Origin of the sequence: Pseudomonas sp. PvP025 (genome assembly GCF_017832155.1) — a bacterium.
Lineage (GTDB): Bacteria > Pseudomonadota > Gammaproteobacteria > Pseudomonadales > Pseudomonadaceae > Aquipseudomonas.
In genome coordinates this window covers 2,400,503-2,417,656 of record NZ_JAFIBJ010000001.1, presented here as the reverse complement: position 1 = coordinate 2,417,656, position 17,154 = coordinate 2,400,503, and the positions used below count along the sequence as shown (strand labels likewise).

At 60.4% G+C, this 17,154-nt stretch carries 17 protein-coding genes; 8 read left to right on the top strand and 9 right to left on the bottom strand.

The window, feature by feature from the left end; genetic code table 11:
• The first annotated feature begins 495 nt into the window (after window positions 1-495).
• From JOE32_RS10005 to JOE32_RS09995, 3 genes are read left to right on the top strand one after another with little or no spacing between them, the layout of a single operon-like run.
• Window positions 496-1,617, top strand: coding sequence for a beta-ketoacyl-ACP synthase III (locus JOE32_RS10005; protein WP_209983608.1), 1,122 nt, complete (start codon window positions 496-498; stop codon window positions 1,615-1,617).
• 55 nt (window positions 1,618-1,672) lie between these two features.
• Window positions 1,673-2,287, top strand: coding sequence for an RNA polymerase sigma factor (locus JOE32_RS10000; protein WP_209983606.1), 615 nt, complete (start codon window positions 1,673-1,675; stop codon window positions 2,285-2,287).
• Complete coding sequence (locus JOE32_RS09995) at window positions 2,281-2,514, top strand: zf-HC2 domain-containing protein (protein WP_209983605.1); 234 nt, start codon at window positions 2,281-2,283, stop codon at window positions 2,512-2,514. Before JOE32_RS10000 ends, JOE32_RS09995 begins: the two co-directional genes overlap by 7 nt.
• Window positions 2,515-2,522: 8 nt before the next feature.
• On the opposite strand, the gene JOE32_RS09990 is transcribed toward JOE32_RS09995, so the two are convergent.
• A complete protein-coding gene (locus JOE32_RS09990; RefSeq protein ID WP_209983603.1) occupies window positions 2,523-3,845 on the bottom strand; it encodes a putative porin in 1,323 nt (440 codons plus the stop codon).
• Window positions 3,846-4,131: 286 nt separating this feature from the next.
• Between JOE32_RS09990 and JOE32_RS09985 the strand changes: the two genes are divergently transcribed.
• Window positions 4,132-5,256: a GNAT family N-acetyltransferase gene (locus JOE32_RS09985; protein WP_209983601.1), complete on the top strand. Its 1,125-nt coding sequence runs from the start codon at window positions 4,132-4,134 to the stop codon at window positions 5,254-5,256.
• 12 nt (window positions 5,257-5,268) lie between these two features.
• On the opposite strand, the gene aqpZ is transcribed toward JOE32_RS09985, so the two are convergent.
• The 4 genes from aqpZ to JOE32_RS09965 all read right to left on the bottom strand — a co-directional run bounded on the left by aqpZ (window position 5,269) and on the right by JOE32_RS09965 (window position 9,785).
• Entirely contained in the window at window positions 5,269-5,970 is a 702-nt protein-coding gene (gene aqpZ / locus JOE32_RS09980) for an aquaporin Z (RefSeq protein ID WP_209983599.1), read from the bottom strand.
• A gap of 236 nt (window positions 5,971-6,206) precedes the next feature.
• Window positions 6,207-8,039, bottom strand: a complete 1,833-nt coding sequence (locus tag JOE32_RS09975; RefSeq protein ID WP_209983597.1) for an ABC transporter ATP-binding protein — start codon at window positions 8,037-8,039, stop codon at window positions 6,207-6,209.
• 80 nt (window positions 8,040-8,119) lie between these two features.
• The gene (locus tag JOE32_RS09970; protein WP_209983595.1) at window positions 8,120-8,683 is read right to left on the bottom strand and encodes a peptidylprolyl isomerase; all 564 of its coding nucleotides are present in this window, start codon (window positions 8,681-8,683) and stop codon (window positions 8,120-8,122) included.
• A gap of 178 nt (window positions 8,684-8,861) precedes the next feature.
• Window positions 8,862-9,785 carry a LysR family transcriptional regulator gene (locus tag JOE32_RS09965; protein ID WP_003230476.1) on the bottom strand — a complete coding sequence of 308 codons (924 nt, stop codon included), beginning with the start codon at window positions 9,783-9,785 and terminating at the stop codon, window positions 8,862-8,864.
• Window positions 9,786-9,834: 49 nt separating this feature from the next.
• Here JOE32_RS09965 and JOE32_RS09960 point away from each other — a divergent pair, with 49 nt between their 5' ends.
• A complete protein-coding gene (locus JOE32_RS09960; RefSeq protein WP_209983593.1) occupies window positions 9,835-10,149 on the top strand; it encodes a 3-phosphoglycerate kinase in 315 nt (104 codons plus the stop codon).
• A gap of 405 nt (window positions 10,150-10,554) precedes the next feature.
• Entirely contained in the window at window positions 10,555-11,421 is an 867-nt protein-coding gene (locus tag JOE32_RS09955; RefSeq protein WP_209983591.1) for a carboxylate/amino acid/amine transporter, read from the top strand.
• A 4-nt stretch (window positions 11,422-11,425) separates the two neighbouring features.
• Here JOE32_RS09955 and JOE32_RS09950 read toward each other — a convergent pair whose 3' ends face one another.
• On the bottom strand, window positions 11,426-12,706 hold the full coding sequence (locus JOE32_RS09950) for a mechanosensitive ion channel family protein (protein ID WP_209983589.1): 1,281 nt from the start codon (window positions 12,704-12,706) through the stop codon (window positions 11,426-11,428).
• A gap of 194 nt (window positions 12,707-12,900) precedes the next feature.
• Here JOE32_RS09950 and JOE32_RS09945 point away from each other — a divergent pair, with 194 nt between their 5' ends.
• Window positions 12,901-14,247 (top strand): DEAD/DEAH box helicase, encoded by a 1,347-nt coding sequence (locus JOE32_RS09945; RefSeq protein WP_003230485.1) that lies wholly within the window; start codon window positions 12,901-12,903, stop codon window positions 14,245-14,247.
• 183 nt (window positions 14,248-14,430) lie between these two features.
• On the top strand, window positions 14,431-14,832 hold the full coding sequence (locus tag JOE32_RS09940) for a transcriptional regulator (protein WP_209983587.1): 402 nt from the start codon (window positions 14,431-14,433) through the stop codon (window positions 14,830-14,832).
• Window positions 14,833-14,945: 113 nt separating this feature from the next.
• On the opposite strand, the gene JOE32_RS09935 is transcribed toward JOE32_RS09940, so the two are convergent.
• The 3 genes from JOE32_RS09935 to JOE32_RS09925 form a co-directional block, all read right to left on the bottom strand.
• Window positions 14,946-15,809 (bottom strand): DUF6279 family lipoprotein, encoded by an 864-nt coding sequence (locus JOE32_RS09935; RefSeq protein WP_209983585.1) that lies wholly within the window; start codon window positions 15,807-15,809, stop codon window positions 14,946-14,948.
• A gap of 65 nt (window positions 15,810-15,874) precedes the next feature.
• Window positions 15,875-16,597: a TorF family putative porin gene (locus tag JOE32_RS09930; RefSeq protein WP_209983583.1), complete on the bottom strand. Its 723-nt coding sequence runs from the start codon at window positions 16,595-16,597 to the stop codon at window positions 15,875-15,877.
• A 206-nt stretch (window positions 16,598-16,803) separates the two neighbouring features.
• Window positions 16,804-16,983: a hypothetical protein gene (locus JOE32_RS09925; protein ID WP_003193095.1), complete on the bottom strand. Its 180-nt coding sequence runs from the start codon at window positions 16,981-16,983 to the stop codon at window positions 16,804-16,806.
• Between the last annotated feature and the right edge of the window lie 171 nt (window positions 16,984-17,154).

The window sequence follows — 17,154 nt, the reverse complement described above, 5'->3', positions numbered from 1 at the left end:
AGTGCCCAACTGCCTCTGCGGCGAGCGGGCCTGTCGTGGCGAGCGGGCTTGTTGTGGCGAGCGGGCTTGCCCCGCGTTGGGGTGCGAAGCGCCCCCAATCAAGCAAAACGCGGTGTACCTGATACGGCTCAGCGTCTGGTTTTGGGGCTGCTGCGCAGCCCAACGCAGGACAAGCCTGCTCGCCACAGGGAATCTGCGCTTAACTGAACGGCATTAGGGCAAGCCCGCTCCCACAACAAGCCCGCTCGCCAGGTTGTTGCGCGACAGCGCCAAGGCGGCGCCTTCCGCATTTAAACCAGCGCTTGTCTGAGATGTGGCGCCAAATCCCCGGGTTTGTGGCAAACTTCGCGCCCATAAATGCCGGGATCGTCGCAAGGGCTGCGACGCGATGGAATAAAGCGATGCCAGTTTGATGCCACTGGATGGAATCAAACGACTTACAGTTTGGTACTAAAGTGCCAATACCTTCTGCCTGACCTATCCAGAGGAACGACCGTGCATAACGTCGTCATCAGCGGCACTGGCCTGTATACCCCGGCCAACAGCATCTCCAACGAAGAGCTGGTGCAGTCTTTCAATGCTTACGTGCATCAGTTCAACACCGACAACGCCGCCGCCATCGAGCGCGGTGAGGTGCAGGCGCTGACCGAGTCCAGCGCGGCCTTTATCGAGAAGGCATCGGGTATCAAGAGTCGCTTTGTGATGGACAAGGCGGGCATCCTTGACCCGCAACGTATGGCCCCGCGCCTGCCCGAGCGCAGCAATGACGAGTGGTCGGTGCTCTGCCAGATGGCCGTCGCCGCCGCCGAACAGGCGCTGCAGCGCGCCGGCAGGACCGCCGCCGATATCGACGGCGTGATCGTCGCCTGCTCCAACCTGCAACGCGCCTACCCGGCGATTGCCATTGAAGTCCAGGAAGCGCTGGGCATCGAAGGCTTCGGCTTCGACATGAACGTGGCGTGTTCCTCGGCCACCTTCGGTATCCAGAACGCCGCCAACAGCATCCAGCTGGGCCAGGCCCGGGCGATCCTGATGGTCAACCCGGAAGTCTGCACCGGCCACTTGAATTTCCGTGACCGCGACAGCCACTTCATCTTCGGCGACGCGGCCACCGCCGTGCTGCTGGAGCGCGCCGACCTTGCTACCTCCGCGCATCAGTTCGAGGTGGTCAGCACCAAGCTGCTGACCAAGTTCTCCAACACCATCCGCAACAACTTCGGCTTCCTCAACCGCGCCGCCGAAGAAGGTGTCGGCGCGCCGGACAAACTGTTCGTGCAGGAAGGCCGCAAGGTGTTCCGCGATGTGTGTCCGATGGTGGCCGAACTGATCGGCGTGCACCTGGAAGAAAACCAGTTGAACGTGAGCGACGTGAAACGCTTCTGGCTGCACCAGGCCAACCTGAGCATGAACCACCTGATCGTGAAGAAGCTGTTGGGCCGCGAAGCCACGGTGGAAGAAGCGCCGGTGATTCTCGATACCTACGCCAACACCAGCTCCGCAGGCTCGGTGATTGCGTTTCACAAAAACCAGGACGACCTGGCCAAGGGCTCTGTCGCCGTACTCAGCTCCTTTGGCGCCGGCTATTCGATCGGCAGCGTGATCCTGCGCAAGCGCTGATTTTCTGCTTGCAGGCGTGATTGGAGCGGTTTTATCCGGAATGTCGAGGTCTTGAATGGCAGCAGCGGACGACGCGCACCTGCTTGAACGCCTGCTCAAGGGAGAGCAGCAGGCCTATAAGGAACTGGTCACCGCCTACCAGAGCGCCATGCGCGCCGTGGCGTATGCCATCGTCGGCCAGCGCCACGCCGATGAAGTGGTGCAGGACGCCTGGCTGTCGGTGGTGCGCAACCTCGGCAAATTCGAGGGGCGGTCCAGTCTCAAGACCTGGTTACTGACCATCACGGCCAACGCCGCCAAGGGCCGCTACAGGCAGAACCGTCGGGAAGTGCTGCTCGACGATCTGCCTTCGCCCCATGGCACGATTGGCGCAGAGCGTTTTTCCCCTGACGATGGCCACTGGGCGGTCGCCCCGTATGCCTGGCATCAGGACAGCCCGGAAGCCTTGTTGACCGAAGATGAGCTGCGCAATTGCCTGGAGCATACGCTACTGAGTTTGTCGGACTTGCAGAGCAGCGTACTGGTGCTGCGCGAACGCCAGGGCCTGGAGCTGGAAGAAATCTGTAATCTTTTGACGCTCTCGCTCTCGAATGTGCGTGTGCTGTTGCATCGAGCGCGGCTCAAGGTATTCGCCACGGTGGAGCATTTTGAGGAAACGGGAGAATGTTGACCTGTAAGGAACAAGTGGCACGCTCCAGTGATTACCTCGATGGGCAACTGACCTTTCGCGAGCGTCTGCTGGTGCGTCATCACTTGATGTTCTGCCCGAACTGCCGCCGCTTTATCCGTCAGATGCGCCTGATGCAGGCGACGCTGAAGAAGATGCCGCAGGCACCGGTGCCGGAGGTGGATGCCCTGGCCGAACGGCTGGCTGCCGAGCGGCGCAAGGGCGGGTAGCGGCGTTATCAGAACTTGGCTTCAGCATCCAGCTGCAGGGTGTTGGTGTTGGCATCACGCTGCGTACGGCTGGCGAAGTCGGCCTTGGTCAGGAAGTACGTGGCGCCGAGGGCGAAGTTCTTGTCGATGTCGTAGCTGACCTTCATCTTGTGACCGCGCGAGCCGGTGGTGCCGTTGGCGAAGTCCGAGTCGGTAAAGGCGCCGACCACTGCGTTACGTTGAACATCGCGGTAGTTGTAGTCCAGGTTGAAACCGAACACCTTGGACTTGGCACCTACCAGCCACGCTGTGTCCTGATCGGTCACGGCATCGTTGTTTTTCACGTACTGACCATAGAACGCCAGGGGCACGGCCAGGCCGCCGATGTCTGCCTGGGCGAAGCCTTCGTACAGACGGAATTCGTTGTCGGCCGAATTACCGTTGACTGCCAGTGCGCAAGGCGTGGTGGTGGTTGTGCAGCGGCTGTCGCGGTCGTTCTGGTAGGCGTAGACGCTGCCGCCCAGGGTCATTTTCAGGTTGTCGGTGATCGAGAAGCGCGTACCCAACTGGCCGGACGTCAGGCGCAGGTCGTGGCGAAACTGCACGCCGTCGCCGTCGACGTTGTCCTTGAGGTTGTAGTTGCCCAGGCTGCCGAACAGCTCGGCGCTGCTGCCCAGTGGGTATTTGTAGGTGACTGCAAGGCCTTCGGGGTTGATGTCGCTGTCCCAGATCACGTCGCCCATGCTCACCCACGGTTGCAGCATCTTGCCGCCGATCACGTGCAGGTTCTTAATCTGGTCCGGGTGGTAGTCGATGTAGCCAAGGTCCAGCCAGATCGATTTCTTGTCGAAATAGCCGTCCTGGTCCTGGTTGGTGGAGCGCGCATCGTCGCCGCCGCCGGTGGCGATGCGGATGCCGGTGTCCACTTGCGGGTTGATTTCGGTGTAGGCGCCCAGGCGCGCACGGATACGTTGACGGTCCTTGTCACGTCCGCCGTTGTTGGGCTCGCCGTCGATCTTGATGGTTTCCTGGCGGAATCGCACGTCGCCCTTGAACTGGGTCTTGGCGGCCCAGGCGAGTTTCTGGTCGAACGTGCTCAGGTCGTTGGTCTTTTTCGCGGTGGCGGCGATCTGTTCGTTGCTCTCTTGCTGAGCTTGCCGCGCGATCTGCTGTTCTTTCTGGTCCTTGGCCAGTTCGGTTTGCAGTTCGGTGTACTGCGCCGCAGTGATCTGGCCGTTGGCCTTGAGCATGTCGAGCAATTTAGCGTCGACTGCAGCGCTGGCCGGCACGCTCAGGGCCAATAACAGGCCGCCGCACAGGACCGCTGCAGTTTTAGTGGAAGCAAGACGCATATCAATCTCCGAAAGTGAGGAGGAGGGAATAGACCCTCCAGGACACGAACGCCCTATGAAGGACGCGAAAAATGGCTATTTGGTTAGAACCAGATGCTCTAAAAAACACGGCCAGTATTGCTGTCGTTTATGACGAAGTAGTGGCTAACTCATGTCGTCTTGATGACAAATGCCTTGTCCGTGGAACTATTGGTCTAGAGCCCTGTCCGCCGTTCTCGAGGTGTGAACAGTGCCGTGATGAGCGATACTCGCCAGGCTTATATGCCAACCGCCAGTGAGGATGCCGATGCCGTTGCAACGTCTGGACAACCTGTCCGAAATCGCCCCGTCGGTGTGGGATGCGCTGGTGCCGCAGGCTCAGCCGTTCGTGCGGCATGCTTTCTTGAGTGCGCTGGAAGACAGCGCCAGCCTGGGCCCGCAATCGGGCTGGCGGCCCGAGCATCTGCTGCACTGGGAGGGTGATCGACTGGTGGCGGCGTTGCCCAGTTATCGCAAGTGGCATTCCTACGGCGAATATGTGTTCGACCATGGCTGGGCCGATGCCTGTGCGCGTGCCGGCATCGACTACTACCCCAAGCTGCTCACGGCGGTACCGTTCAGCCCGGTAAGCGGGCCGCGCCTGCTGGCGGCGAGTGCCGAGGACGGTTTCGAGCTGCTCAACAGCCTGCCGGGTTACCTGGAAATCGAAGGGCTTTCCAGTGCACATATCAACTTCACCGACGTGTTGGCCGATGACGCCTTGACCCGGCAGCCGGGCTGGTTGCAGCGCCTGGGTTGCCAATTTCACTGGCAGAACCGTGGCTACCGCGATTTCCAGGACTTCCTCGACGCCTTGAGCTCACGCAAGCGCAAACAGATGCGCAAGGAACGCGAACAGGTGGCGGGGCAGGGCATCGAGTTCGAGTGGCTGCACGGCCATCAACTGACAGAAGCGCAGTGGGATTTCGTCTACGCCTGTTACGCCAACACCTACGCGGTACGCCGCCAGGCTCCTTACCTGACCCGCGCGTTTTTCAGCCTGCTGGCCGAGCGCATGCCCGAGATGATCCGCGTGGTGCTGGCCAAACAGGGTTCGCGCCCGGTGGCGATGGCGTTCAGTCTGATCGGCGGCGACAGTTTTTATGGGCGTTACTGGGGCTGCCTGGCCGAATTCGACCGCCTGCATTTCGAGACCTGTTTCTACCAGGGCATGGACTACGCCATCGCCGAAGGCCTGCAACGCTTCGATGCAGGCGCCCAGGGCGAGCACAAACTGATTCGCGGGTTCGAGCCGGTGATCACCCGCTCGTGGCATTACCTGCGCCATCCGGGGTTGAAGAATGCCGTGGAGGATTTTCTGGAGAGGGAGCGCGTGGGGATTCTGGCGTATGCCGAAGAGGCGAGGTCAGCCCTGCCTTATCGGCAGGGCTGAACACGCCCGGTTTTAGCCTGGCGCCTCCTTGCCAAGCCATCGATACATCACGCCACCGATCACCGCACCCAGGATCGGCGCGAGCCAGAACAACCACAACTGCTCGATCGCCCACCCGCCCACCAGCAGGGCCGGGCCGGTACTGCGGGCCGGGTTGACCGAGGTGTTGGTCACGGGGATGGAGATCAGGTAGATCAGCGTCAGGGCCAACCCGATGGCGATGGGCGCGAGGCCCTTGGGCGCGCGTCTGTCGGTGGCGCCGAGGATGATCACAACGAACATCGTGGTCATCACCAGCTCACAGACAAACGCCGCCGCCAGCGAATAACCGCCCGGAGAATGCTCGCCATAGCCGTTGGACGCCAGGCCGCCAGCCAATTCAAATCCTGGCTTGCCGCTGGCGATGAAGTACAACAATGCGGCGGCGACTGCTGCGCCGATGACTTGGGCGACAACATAGGCCGGCAACTCCCGCGCCGGAAACCTTCCGCCCACCACCAGCCCCACCGATACCGCCGGGTTGAGGTGACAACCACTGATAGGGCCGATCGCGACCGCCATGGTCAGCACCGTCAGCCCGAACGCCAGCGCAACGCCCAACAGGCCAATACCGACTGCAGGAAACGCTGCGGCCAATACCGCACTCCCGCAACCGCCCAACACCAGCCAAAACGTACCCAACCCCTCTGTGACTGAACGTTTGAACAAAGACATGCAGCCCGTCCTTGATAGATCTCTATCTAATCAGTAAATCATGATGCTCCCTGCAGATTTACTTCAGCGCCCCTCTGGGCACTGCACTGATTACAGCACGGTTTTGATACAAGTCCAGGGCATGAATAATCACCAGAAGCCCGTGGCTGCTGGGGTTTGATGCAGACGTTGTTGAGTGAATTCGATCAAATATGGGAGGGGGAGAGCCCCCTCACGTATTTTAAGAGATGTTTGCGTCAGTCGATTCCGACAAACCCACCCGTCTGGTGTTGCCACAGCCGTGCATACAGGCCGCCGTGTGCCAGCAGCTGCGCATGGCTGCCGCTTTCGGCAATCCGGCCCTTCTCCAGCACCACCAGGCGGTCCATGCGTGCGATGGTCGACAGACGGTGCGCAATCGCAATAACGGTCTTGCCCTGCATCAGGGTTTCCAGACTTTCCTGAATCGCTGCTTCCACTTCCGAGTCGAGTGCCGAGGTGGCTTCGTCCATGATCAGAATCGGCGCGTCCTTGAGCAGCACGCGGGCGATGGCGATGCGCTGACGCTGCCCGCCGGAGAGTTTGACGCCGCGCTCGCCCACATGGGCATCGAGCCCGGTGCGGCCCTCGGCGTCCGAGAGCAGCGGGATGAACTCATCGGCGCGCGCCTTGTGGATCGCGGCCCAGAGTTCTTCGTCGGTGGCGTCGGGCTTGCCGTACAACAGGTTGTCGCGGATCGAACGATGCAGCAGCGATGTGTCCTGGGTGATCATGCCGATCTGCTCGCGCAGGGTTTCCTGGGCGACTTCGGCGATGTTCTGGCCGTCGATCAGGATGCGTCCGCCTTGCAGGTCGTAGAGGCGCAGCAGCAGGTTGACCAAGGTTGACTTGCCCGCGCCCGATGGGCCGATCAGGCCGATCTTTTCCCCGGCCTTGATCTCAAGGTTCAGGCCGCCAATGATCCCGCTCTGCTTGCCATAGTGGAAATCCACCTGCTCGAAGCGCACCTCGCCATGGGGGACTTGCAGGCGCTGGGCGTTGTCGCGGTCGATCACGGCCAGGGGTTGTGCGATGGTTTTGAGGCCGTCCTGCACCATGCCGATGTTTTCGAAAATGCCGTTGACCACCCACATGATCCAGCCGGACATGTTGACGATGCGGATCACCAGGCCGGTGGCCAGGGCAATCGCGCCCACCGAGATGAGCGAGTGCGTCCACAGCCACAGCGCAAGGCCGGTGGTGGTGACGATCAGCAGGCCGTTCATGGTGGTGATCACCACGTCCATGCTGGTCACCACGCGGCTGGCCAACTGGGTTTTTTCGGTCTGCTCGATGATCGCTTCCCTGGCGTATTCCTGTTCGGACTGGGTATGGGCGAACAGCTTCAGGGTGGTGATGTTGGTATAGCCATCGACGATGCGTCCCATCAGTTTGGAGCGCGCCTCGGAGGAAATCACCGAGCGCTCCTTCACCCGTGGCACGAAGTAGCGCAGTGCCAGGCTGTAGCAGACGATCCAGGTCACCAGCGGAATCATCAGGCGCCAGTCGGCCTCGGCAAACAGCACCAGTGCGCTGATGGCGTAGATCGCCACGTGCCAGATCGCGTCCACGGCCGCCACGGCGGAGTCGCGCAGGGAGTTGCCGGTCTGCATGATGCGCTGGGCGATACGCCCGGCAAAATCGTTCTGGAAGAAATTGAGGCTCTGCTTGAGCACATAGCTGTGGTTTTGCCAGCGGATCAGGCTGGTCATGCCGGGGCTGATGGTCTGGTGCACCAGCAGGTCGTGCAGTGCGCCGAAAATCGGGCGCAGCAGCAGGGCGACCACGGCCATCCAGATCAGCTCGGTGCTGTGCACCTGGAAGAAGTCGGCGGGCGGCGTGCCCTGGGCCAGGTCGATGATGCGGCTCAGGTAGCTGAACAGCGCGACTTCGATCAATGCCCCGATCAGGCCCACCACCAGCAAGGCGGCGAAGTGCGGCCATACCTGACGCAGGTAGTAGAGGTAAAAAGGCAGGACTTTATCGGGTGGAGCGGCGCTGGGCGCGTCGCGGAAGATGTCGATCAGTTGTTCAAAACGACGATAGAGCATGGGTTGACACCCGCCGGGCGGGCTCTCCTTTCAAATGCGCGCGCGGCCTTGTGGGCCGCGCACGGAACTCCCTGCAAACCTTAGTCGATGCGCTTGGCCGACTTGATCCGGACAGGGTCGATTGGCACGTTCTGCATGCCTTGCTTGGTGGTGGTCTGGGAGTTGACGATGACGTCGACTACGTCCATGCCCTTGACCACTTTGGCGAATACGGCGTAACCGGCATCGCGACCCGGGTCGAGGAAGGCGTTGTCGGCCACGTTGATAAAGAACTGGCTGGTGGCCGAATCCGGGTTGGAGGTGCGCGCCATCGCCAGCGTGCCGCGTACGTTATGCAGGCCGTTGCTGGCTTCGTTCTTGATCGGCGCTTCGGTCGGCTTTTGCGACATCTGCTGGGTGAACCCGCCGCCCTGGACCATGAAACCCGGAATGACACGGTGGAAAATCGTGTCGGTGTAGAAACCCTTGTCCACATAGGCCAGGAAGTTCTTGGTGCTGATCGGCGCCTTGACCGGGTCCAGTTCGATTTCAATGTCGCCGTTGGTAGTGGAGATCAACACATGGGGGGGCTTGGCCGGCTGGGCCGCCATCAGGTTGGCGGCAAACAGTACGGAACCGGCAAAGAAGGCAATTTTTTTCAGCATGGGGTCAGTGATCCTGAGTGGTGGTGTCGAGTGGTCGTGTTCGGCGCTGGGACAGGGTTAGGACCGGTCATCCTGGCGCGTTGTTCCTGCCGATCCCGGCGCGCAATGGCGTCGAAGCGGGCGAGATAAGCATGTTTGTGACTGTTTGCCCAGCCTTGGGCCCTGGATGAACGCCTTTTCAGCTCTGCCGGGGTGCGGCAAAAGGCGCGTCCAGCGGCGCCGTGTCAAAGCTGCGCAGCAATTCAACCAGAATTTGCGTGGCCGGCCCGAGGGGTTTGTCCTTATTCGAGTACAGATAAAACGTGGGGTGGCGGCTGGCCCCCTGTTCCAAGGGTAGCTGCTTGAGCACGCCCTCGGCGATTTCGCGTTCGATCAGGTGCCGCGGCAGCCACGCAAAGCCCAGGCCGCTGCCCACGAAGGAGGCAGCGGTGGCCAGGCTGCCGACGGTCCAGCGCTGTTCGGCGCCGAGCCAGCCCACGTCGCGCGGCTGCTGGCGCCCGGAGTCGCGAATCACCACTTGCATCTGGCTTTCCAGGTCCTGGAAGCTCAGCTCGCGATTCATGCGGTGCAGGGGGTGATCGGGGTGGGCAACGGCAATGAATTCCACGTCGCTCAGTTCGGTGCCCAGGTAACCGGCAATGCTGAAGCTGCAGATCGCGAGGTCGGCCACGCCTTCAATCAACAGCTCTTCGACGCCCGACAGCACCTCTTCACGCAGACGCACGCGGCAGCCACGGCTTTGCGGCATGAACGCGGTCAGCGCGCGCACCAGACGCGTGTTGGGGTAGGCGGCATCCACCACCAGCCGCACTTCGGCTTCCCAGCCTTGTTCCATGTGGTGGGCGAGGTCTTCCAGTTGGCTGGCGTTCTTGACCAGTTGGCGGGAACGGCGCAGCAGCACCTCACCGGCGTCGGTGAGTACGGCCTTGCGCCCGTCGATACGCAACAGCGGCACGCCGAGCTGGTCCTGCATGCGCGCCACGGTGTAGCTCACCGAGGACTGCGATCGGTGCAGCGCTTCGGCGGCCTGGGCGAAGCCGCCGTGGTCGACTACGGCCTGCAGCGTGCGCCATTGATCAAGGGTAACGCGGGGCGCTTTCAAGATGGGTTCCTCTTGTCCTAAGCTGACAATCCTTATTGGAGACTGCCGAATGAGAAAATTGTGTTGTGTGCTGCTGGCGCTGCTGCCGATCAGTGCGTTTGCCTACCCTATCGATGTGAGCAAGAAAATCGAAGGCGTAAGCATCGATTACACGGCGTCGGACGTGGACGCCGACATCAGCTCGATCCAGTTGAGCAACTACGGCAGCAACGACGCGGTGTGTTCGGTCATCTTCACCAACGGTCCGGAATCGCCGCGCCGCCGCACGGTCACGGTGCCGGCCGGTAAAAACACCCACACCACGGTCAAATTCAACCGCGCGATCATCAAGATGCGCATTGCCCTGGCGTGCAGCCCGAAATAAAGCGTCGACGGCGCTTGCTCTGCTTATAAACAACTTTATAGATGGGTTATAGCAGTTTTTTGCGCTTTTTTATCGAGTTGCCCCTGGTTAATCTCCATTCCATTGTCTGACAGCATTTGCAGATGGAGCCTACAAGCACACATGCCACGTTCTGATCATTGAAAGCTGCGGCCATCAGGGCGCGGTTTGCTCGGGTCGCCTGATCCTTTAATCGTCAGATAATCGCGCGCTGTTTACATGGCTCCACGCAAACCCTTCAAGTACGCGTACGAACCTCCCTTTGCACTTGTTGCTCCTGAGTGCTCCTGCCCGACTGCCGCTTTAGCGAGGTCGGGTTTTTTTTGCCCCGAGTTTCTTCAAGCGTCGAAAACCTTTAATGTCCCGCCCATTCGAAACGAGGCGCGCATGGGCTATCTACTGATTGTCACCCTGATTCAGGCATTTTCCTTCAGCTTGATCGGCGAATACCTCGCCGGTCACGTCGACAGCTACTTCGCAGTGCTGGTACGCGTGGTGCTGGCCGGCTTGATCTTTCTCCCGCTGACCCGCTGGCGCTCGGTGGAGCCGGCCTTCATGCGCAGCATGCTGGTGATCGGCGCGTTGCAGTTTGGCGTGACCTATGTCTGCCTGTACCTGAGCTTTCGCGTATTGACGGTGCCGGAAGTGCTGCTGTTCACCATCCTCACGCCGTTGCATGTGACGCTGATCGAAGATGCTCTCAACCGGCGCTTCAACCCGTGGGCGCTGGTGGCGGCACTGGTGGCGGTGGCGGGCGCAGCGGTGATTCGCTTCGACCAGATCACGCCAAACTTCCTGATGGGTTTTCTGCTGCTGCAACTGGCCAACTTCACCTACGCCGCCGGGCAGGTCATGTACAAGCATTTGGTGGCGCGTTATCCAAGCGATCAGCCGCACTACCGGCGTTTCGGTTATTTCTATCTGGGGGCGTTGCTGGTGGTGCTGCCGGCGTTTCTGCTGTTCGGCAAGGCCGACTTTTTGCCGCAGGCGCCGTTGCAGTGGGGCGTGTTGCTGTTCCTGGGTCTGGTCAGCACCGCGCTGGGCATGTACTGGTGGAACAAGGGCGCGTGCCTGGTCAATGGCGGCACGCTGGCGGTGGTCAACAACCTGCATGTGCCGGTGGGGCTGTTGCTGAACCTGCTGATCTGGAACCAGCATGAGCCGCTGGGGCGCCTGGCGTTGGGTGGGTTGGTGATTGTGGCGGCGGTGTGGATCAGCCGGCTTGGTATTCGCAAAGAGCCGGCTCACCCCTGAAACGTTAGAGGGCGCTGTTTTCCTGCGCAGGCAGTGGGCTGAACACGCCTGCCCGCAAGTCATTGCCGCTTGGCTGCTGATACAGGCTCAAGCCGAATTCCGGCAACACCGCCAACAGGTAATCAAAAATATCCCCCTGGATCCGTTCGTAATCCGCCCACGCGGTAGTGCGGGTAAAGCAGTAAATTTCCAGCGGCACGCCCTGGGCGGTGGTTTGCATTTGGCGCACCATGCAGGTCATATTCGGCTGAATGTCCGGATGGCTTTTCAGATAGGCCAGGGCGTAGGCGCGGAAGGTGCCGAGGTTGGTCATGCGGCGACGGTTGGCCGACAGTTGCGCGCTATTGCCCTGGGCCTCGTTCCAGGCCTTGAGTTCGGCCTGCTTGCGGCTGATGTAGTCGGTGAGCAGGTGAACCTGGGTCATGCGCACTTCTTCGTCATCGCGCAGAAAGCGCACGCCGCTGGCATCGATAAACAGGCTGCGCTTGATGCGGCGCCCGCCTGAGGCCTGCATGCCGCGCCAGTTCTTGAACGACTCCGACATCAGGCGCCAGGTGGGGATGGAGACGATGGTTTTGTCAAAGTTCTGCACCTTGACCGTGTGCAGGGTGATGTCCACCACATCGCCGTCGGCGCCCACCTGAGGCATCTCGATCCAGTCGCCCACGCGCAGCATGTCGTTGCTGGTGAGCTGCACGCTGGCGACGAATGACAGCAGGGTGTCTTTGTACACCAACAGGATGACCGCCGACATGGCACCCAGACCGGACAGCAGCAACAGCGGCGAGCGGTCGATCAAGGTGGCGACGATGATGATCGCGGCAAACACGAACAACACCATTTTGGTCAACTGCACATAGCCCTTGATCGAGCGGGTGCGGGCGTGTTCGGTGCGCGCATAGATGTCCAGCAACGCGTTGAGCAGGGCGCTCACGGCCAGCGTCATGAACAGGATGGTGATTGCCAGGGACACGTTGCCGATAAACAGGATGGCGGTCTTGCTCAGGTCCGGCACCAGGTACAGGCCGAACTGGATCACCAGGGACGGCGTCATTTGCGCCAGACGATGAAACACTTTGTTGTGCCGCAGGTCGTTGAGCCAGTGCAGGGCCGGTTGCCGGCCGAGCAGCTTGACCGCGTGCAGGATCAGGTAACGTGCCACGCGCCCGAGCAACAGGGCCACCACCAGCAATACCAGCAGGCCGAGGCTGGAATGCAGCAACGGATGCTCGTCGAGGGTGCCCCAGAGATCTTGCACGTTGCGCCACAGCTGTTTGATATCCATGGGTAAAGCCGATTCCTCTGTAAGACAAGACGGGGCCGATTAGAGCATTTAAGTGCGCTGAAGTTGACGCTATGGACAAATACACTCACAAAAAAGCTGCCGATTAGCACTGTTCGCGTAAAGAAACTCGGTTTGGACGCCCGAAACCGTTACCCTATGCAGCTGATATTTTGTATTTCTTCGAGGTAGCACCCGTGTTTTCCCAATTCGCCCTGCACGAACGCCTGCTCAAAGCCGTGGCCGAGCTTAAATTTGTCGAGCCAACGCCTGTGCAGGCAGCGGCCATTCCGCTCGCGCTCGAAGGGCGTGACCTGCGGGTGACGGCTCAAACCGGCAGTGGCAAGACCGCCGCTTTCGTCCTGCCGATTCTCAACCGCCTGATCGGCCCGGCCAAAGTGCGTGTCAGCATCAAGACGCTGATCCTGCTGCCCACCCGCGAGCTGGCCCAGCAGACCTTGAAGGAAGTGGAGCGCTTTTCGCAGTTCACCTTCATCAAGTCCGGCCTGATCACCGGCGGCGAAGACTTCAAGGTCCAGGCCGCGATGCTGCGCAAGGTGCCGGACATCCTGATCGGCACGCCGGGCCGCATGATCGAGCAGCTCAACGCCGGTAACCTCGACCTCAAGGAAGTCGAAGTGCTGGTGCTCGACGAAGCCGACCGCATGCTCGACATGGGCTTTGCCGACGACGTGCAGCGTCTGGTCAGTGAGTGCGTCAACCGTCAGCAGACCATGCTCTTCTCCGCCACCACCGGCGGCTCGACCCTGCGCGACATGGTCGCCAAGGTCCTGAACAACCCTGAGCACTTGCAGGTCAACAACGTCAGCGACCTGAACGCGACCACGCGTCAGCAGATCGTCATGGCTGACCACAACGTGCACAAGGAACAGATCCTCAACTGGTTGCTGGCCAACGAGACGTATCAGAAGGCCATTGTGTTCACCAACACCCGCGCCGCTGCCGACCGCATCTACGGTCGTCTGGTGGCCCAGGAATACAAGGCGTTCGTGCTGCACGGCGAAAAAGATCAGAAGGACCGCAAACTGGCCATCGACCGTCTGAAGGCGGGCGGCGTGAAGATTCTGGTTGCCACTGACGTCGCCGCGCGCGGCCTGGACGTGGATGGCCTGGATATGGTCATCAACTTCGATATGCCCCGCAGCGGCGACGAATACGTGCACCGTATCGGCCGCACCGGGCGTGCCGGCAACGATGGCCTGGCGATCTCGCTGATCTGCCACGGCGATTGGAACCTGATGTCGAGCATCGAGCGCTACCTCAAGCAGTCGTTCGAGCGCCGCACTATCAAGGAAGTCAAAGGCACTTACACCGGGCCGAAGAAGGTCAAGGCATCGGGCAAGGCTGTTGGCGTGAAGAAGAAAAAGACCGACGCCAAGGGCGACAAGAAGAAAGCCGGCGCCAAGTCGCCGACCAAGCGCAAGATTGCCAATCGCCCGAAGACCGACAATCTGTCCCTCGTCAGCAAGGATGGCATGGCCCCGCTCAAACGTCGCAAGCCGGAAGCGCCGGCTGCGGAATAACGCGCTGGCAACAAAAAAACCGGACAATGTCCGGTTTTTTTATGCGCGATGATGTGCGCCTGGCGCCGGGAACGTCTGGAAACTTCAGGAAAATGGCGTCTGTCCATTCGGCTGAACGCAGAGTGATGCTGTGGGTCACAGCTTTTACGGGCTACTTTTCAACGGCCTGCAGGAGGAATCAGGATGACGACTTACAACTGGGATCTGATCGAACGTTTGCTGCACGAAGTGCAGAACGGCGAGGGCAGCTTTGCTCCGCGCAAATACGCCGCGCAGGAAGCTGCTGGCAAGGCCATGGCGGGCGAATCGGCCGGCAACCTTGATGCGCTGAAAGAAACCGCTGCGGATTATGAAGCGCTGTTGCTCAAGCGCGGGTTCATTGAATCGCGCCCGGAGGCAGAGGGTGGCAATGGCGAGAATTTCATTTTGACGCCGCGGGGTTCGAGCCTGCTGTCGCTGATCGACAGTGCCATTCCCGGCGAACGCGATACGCGCCAGGTCCTCGACGAACAGGTAGATGCGCTGGATGAGGCAACTTTCGAAAAAGTGGCTTCCCAAGCCGCGATTGCCGGTGGTGCGATCTGAAGGTCATGCCCGACCCATTCGGGAGTGGGCTTGCTCCCGATAGCGGTGGGTCAGTCATCAATAGGCTGACCGACACCCGCAATCGTTAGCAAACCCCACCCCACACATGGTTATCAGTTGGCAGCCTTCAGGCACTTCAATGCTTTGAAATCACCCCGCACACCGTCGATTTTTTGCGTGAGCTTGATTCGCTGTTGTGCGGAACTCTGCGCCATCAAATCCACGATCAGGCTGCGCGCCGCCGCTTCCGTCTGGGCATAGGCTGCGCGGTATTCCGGCGTCCACAAGCTTTCGCGGTCCACCAGTAATTGCTGCACCTTCTGTGGGAAATCGGCACTCTGGCGTTGCTTCACGGCGTCGATGAGCTGGGCCTGCCAATGGGCGCGATTGCCGATCCAGGCGCTGTTCTGATCACCCAGTTCCGTTGACCAGGCCATCACGCGGTTCTGCTGGCTGGCGCTGAGCGGTCCCATCCAGGCATCCAGGCGTTTGTTCATCCGCTCGGCGCGCTCCTTGATCTGCTGGGTCAGTGGCGGCTTCAGGTATTCGTCCTGGCGTTTGCGCAGGTCCTTGGCCAGGGCGTCGTTCATCTCCTTGACCTGTTGATCATCCAGCCCCTGCAGCAGTTGAATCGCCGATGGCGTGATCTCGCGCGCGACGTCGGCGATCGCCTGTTTGGCTTCGACAGTGCGTGCTTGCAGCGCTGCATCGGTGACCTGATTGTCATCGACCATCTGCTGCAGGCGATCCAGCCAGTCCAGATAACCCGGCAACTGCGTGGTGCAATGCCAGGCCAGGTGCTGCTTGAGGGTGTCGTTGAACCAGCTCTTCTGCCCGGCATTCATGTCCAGGTAGTCGTTGAGGGTCCAGGGGATGATCACGTCGAGATTGCGGTAGGCCAGGCCCACCCGATTGCAGCCGGCGAGCACCAGGCCGAGCGTCAGCAGTACCACCAGAAGTTTGAGCCGGCGTAGCATGGGCGGGTCCTTGCGCAGAGGGGGTCACGTATCTGAACCTGCGCGAGGCGCGACAGTTCAGCCCATTAATAAAACGAGCGGGCGGCCTTCAAGGTCAATAGGCCATCGCATTGCGAGTTGTGTCCGGAGTAGGCCGAACAGTCGCCGCCGCTAAGGCTGGAGTCGCTGTAGATCAGGTCCAGATCGATGCCTTTCCATGCCCTGGAAAACTGTACCGACCAGTCACTGAAGCTGCGGATCGAGCCGTTGTCCACCGCGACCGGGGTGCCGAGTTGATGGGTGGTGTACTTCATGCTGACACCGATGCCGAAGGGCTGGGTGCCGGTGAGGTCGGCAAACAGCGTGCTGTCCTGACGATCGGGGTCGTTGCTGAAGGAAGCGCCGAAACGGTTGCCGAGCAGGTTGAGGCCGCCGTAGAACTCCTGGCTGTCGAGGGGGCTGAGCGTGGGGTAGCTGTAGTGGATCAGGCCGACTTCGTAGCCCAGGGTCTGATCGAAAGGGTGTTTGAAGCCCATGTACGAATCGACTTCGAGGTCGCGGGACGACGATAGCCCCATATTCGGCGAAAATTGACCAAAGTACAGGCCGCTGTTGTGGCTTAAATCCAGGCCGCCGTGGAATGAGTCGCTGCCGGGCGAGGTGGGCTTGACTAAGCCCTGAGCCATGGAGCGGCTGGGCGTGGTGCCCAACTTGAGGTCGAAGTCTCCCCATTCGCGCTGAAATATCTGCGCTTCGGCGAGCGGGCTGGCGATCAGGGCGCTGACCAGAAAAATGCATGGTTTGAACATGCTTCACTCCATGAAAAGCGAGGAGCAGGACGGACGAAATCGGGCAGATGCCCGTGCTAGACGTGTGCAAGCATAACGGCGAATGATCGGCGATGAGGCCCGTTCGTCGATTAGCGCAGTTTGAGGTAAAGCAGGAGGGTGTCTCGGATTCCAGTCCTAGCGCCTTGAGGACAAGACGCGTAGGGACCAGATGTGCTGCGCGGGTGTTACTTCTTGCCCAGGCTGATCTGCTTGGACGGGCCGAAAGTCTGGCCGCTCACGCCCTTGGCAATTTGCTGGATTTCGCCGCCGGACTTGAGGAAAGCAGCAATCTGGCTGTTGATCGATTCGCTGGTTTCAACGGCGGGAGCTGGCTTTGCTTTGCTGTTGGATGCTTTTACACGCATGGCGGCCACTAACCTGTAGAGAATTAACTTGGCCAGGCATCGTACAGGAAATACTTGACAATTGCTTGGCAAATATCCCCAGGAGGCTGAGTGTCAGGCTGGTAATGTAGGCCCATTAATCCCTGAATTAAATGGCTAACTTACTGTTTTAAATAGAATCAACAGGCTGGA

Bases quoted from the DNA above. Each gene is read 5' to 3' on its own strand.
- JOE32_RS09950 (WP_209983589.1), bottom strand. From the start codon at position 12,706: ATGGATATCAAACAGCTGTGGCGCAACGTGCAAGATCTCTGGGGCACC.
- JOE32_RS09960 (WP_209983593.1), top strand. From the start codon at position 9,835: ATGAGAAAATTGTGTTGTGTGCTGCTGGCGCTGCTGCCGATCAGTGCG.
- JOE32_RS09970 (WP_209983595.1), bottom strand. From the start codon at position 8,683: ATGCTGAAAAAAATTGCCTTCTTTGCCGGTTCCGTACTGTTTGCCGCC.
- JOE32_RS09990 (WP_209983603.1), bottom strand. From the start codon at position 3,845: ATGCGTCTTGCTTCCACTAAAACTGCAGCGGTCCTGTGCGGCGGCCTG.
- JOE32_RS10000 (WP_209983606.1), top strand. From the start codon at position 1,673: ATGGCAGCAGCGGACGACGCGCACCTGCTTGAACGCCTGCTCAAGGGA.
- JOE32_RS09995 (WP_209983605.1), top strand. From the start codon at position 2,281: ATGTTGACCTGTAAGGAACAAGTGGCACGCTCCAGTGATTACCTCGAT.
- aqpZ (WP_209983599.1), bottom strand. From the start codon at position 5,970: ATGTCTTTGTTCAAACGTTCAGTCACAGAGGGGTTGGGTACGTTTTGG.
- JOE32_RS09985 (WP_209983601.1), top strand. From the start codon at position 4,132: ATGCCGTTGCAACGTCTGGACAACCTGTCCGAAATCGCCCCGTCGGTG.
- JOE32_RS09935 (WP_209983585.1), bottom strand. From the start codon at position 15,809: ATGCTACGCCGGCTCAAACTTCTGGTGGTACTGCTGACGCTCGGCCTG.
- JOE32_RS09975 (WP_209983597.1), bottom strand. From the start codon at position 8,039: ATGCTCTATCGTCGTTTTGAACAACTGATCGACATCTTCCGCGACGCG.
- JOE32_RS09955 (WP_209983591.1), top strand. From the start codon at position 10,555: ATGGGCTATCTACTGATTGTCACCCTGATTCAGGCATTTTCCTTCAGC.
- JOE32_RS09925 (WP_003193095.1), bottom strand. From the start codon at position 16,983: ATGCGTGTAAAAGCATCCAACAGCAAAGCAAAGCCAGCTCCCGCCGTT.
- JOE32_RS09930 (WP_209983583.1), bottom strand. From the start codon at position 16,597: ATGTTCAAACCATGCATTTTTCTGGTCAGCGCCCTGATCGCCAGCCCG.
- JOE32_RS09940 (WP_209983587.1), top strand. From the start codon at position 14,431: ATGACGACTTACAACTGGGATCTGATCGAACGTTTGCTGCACGAAGTG.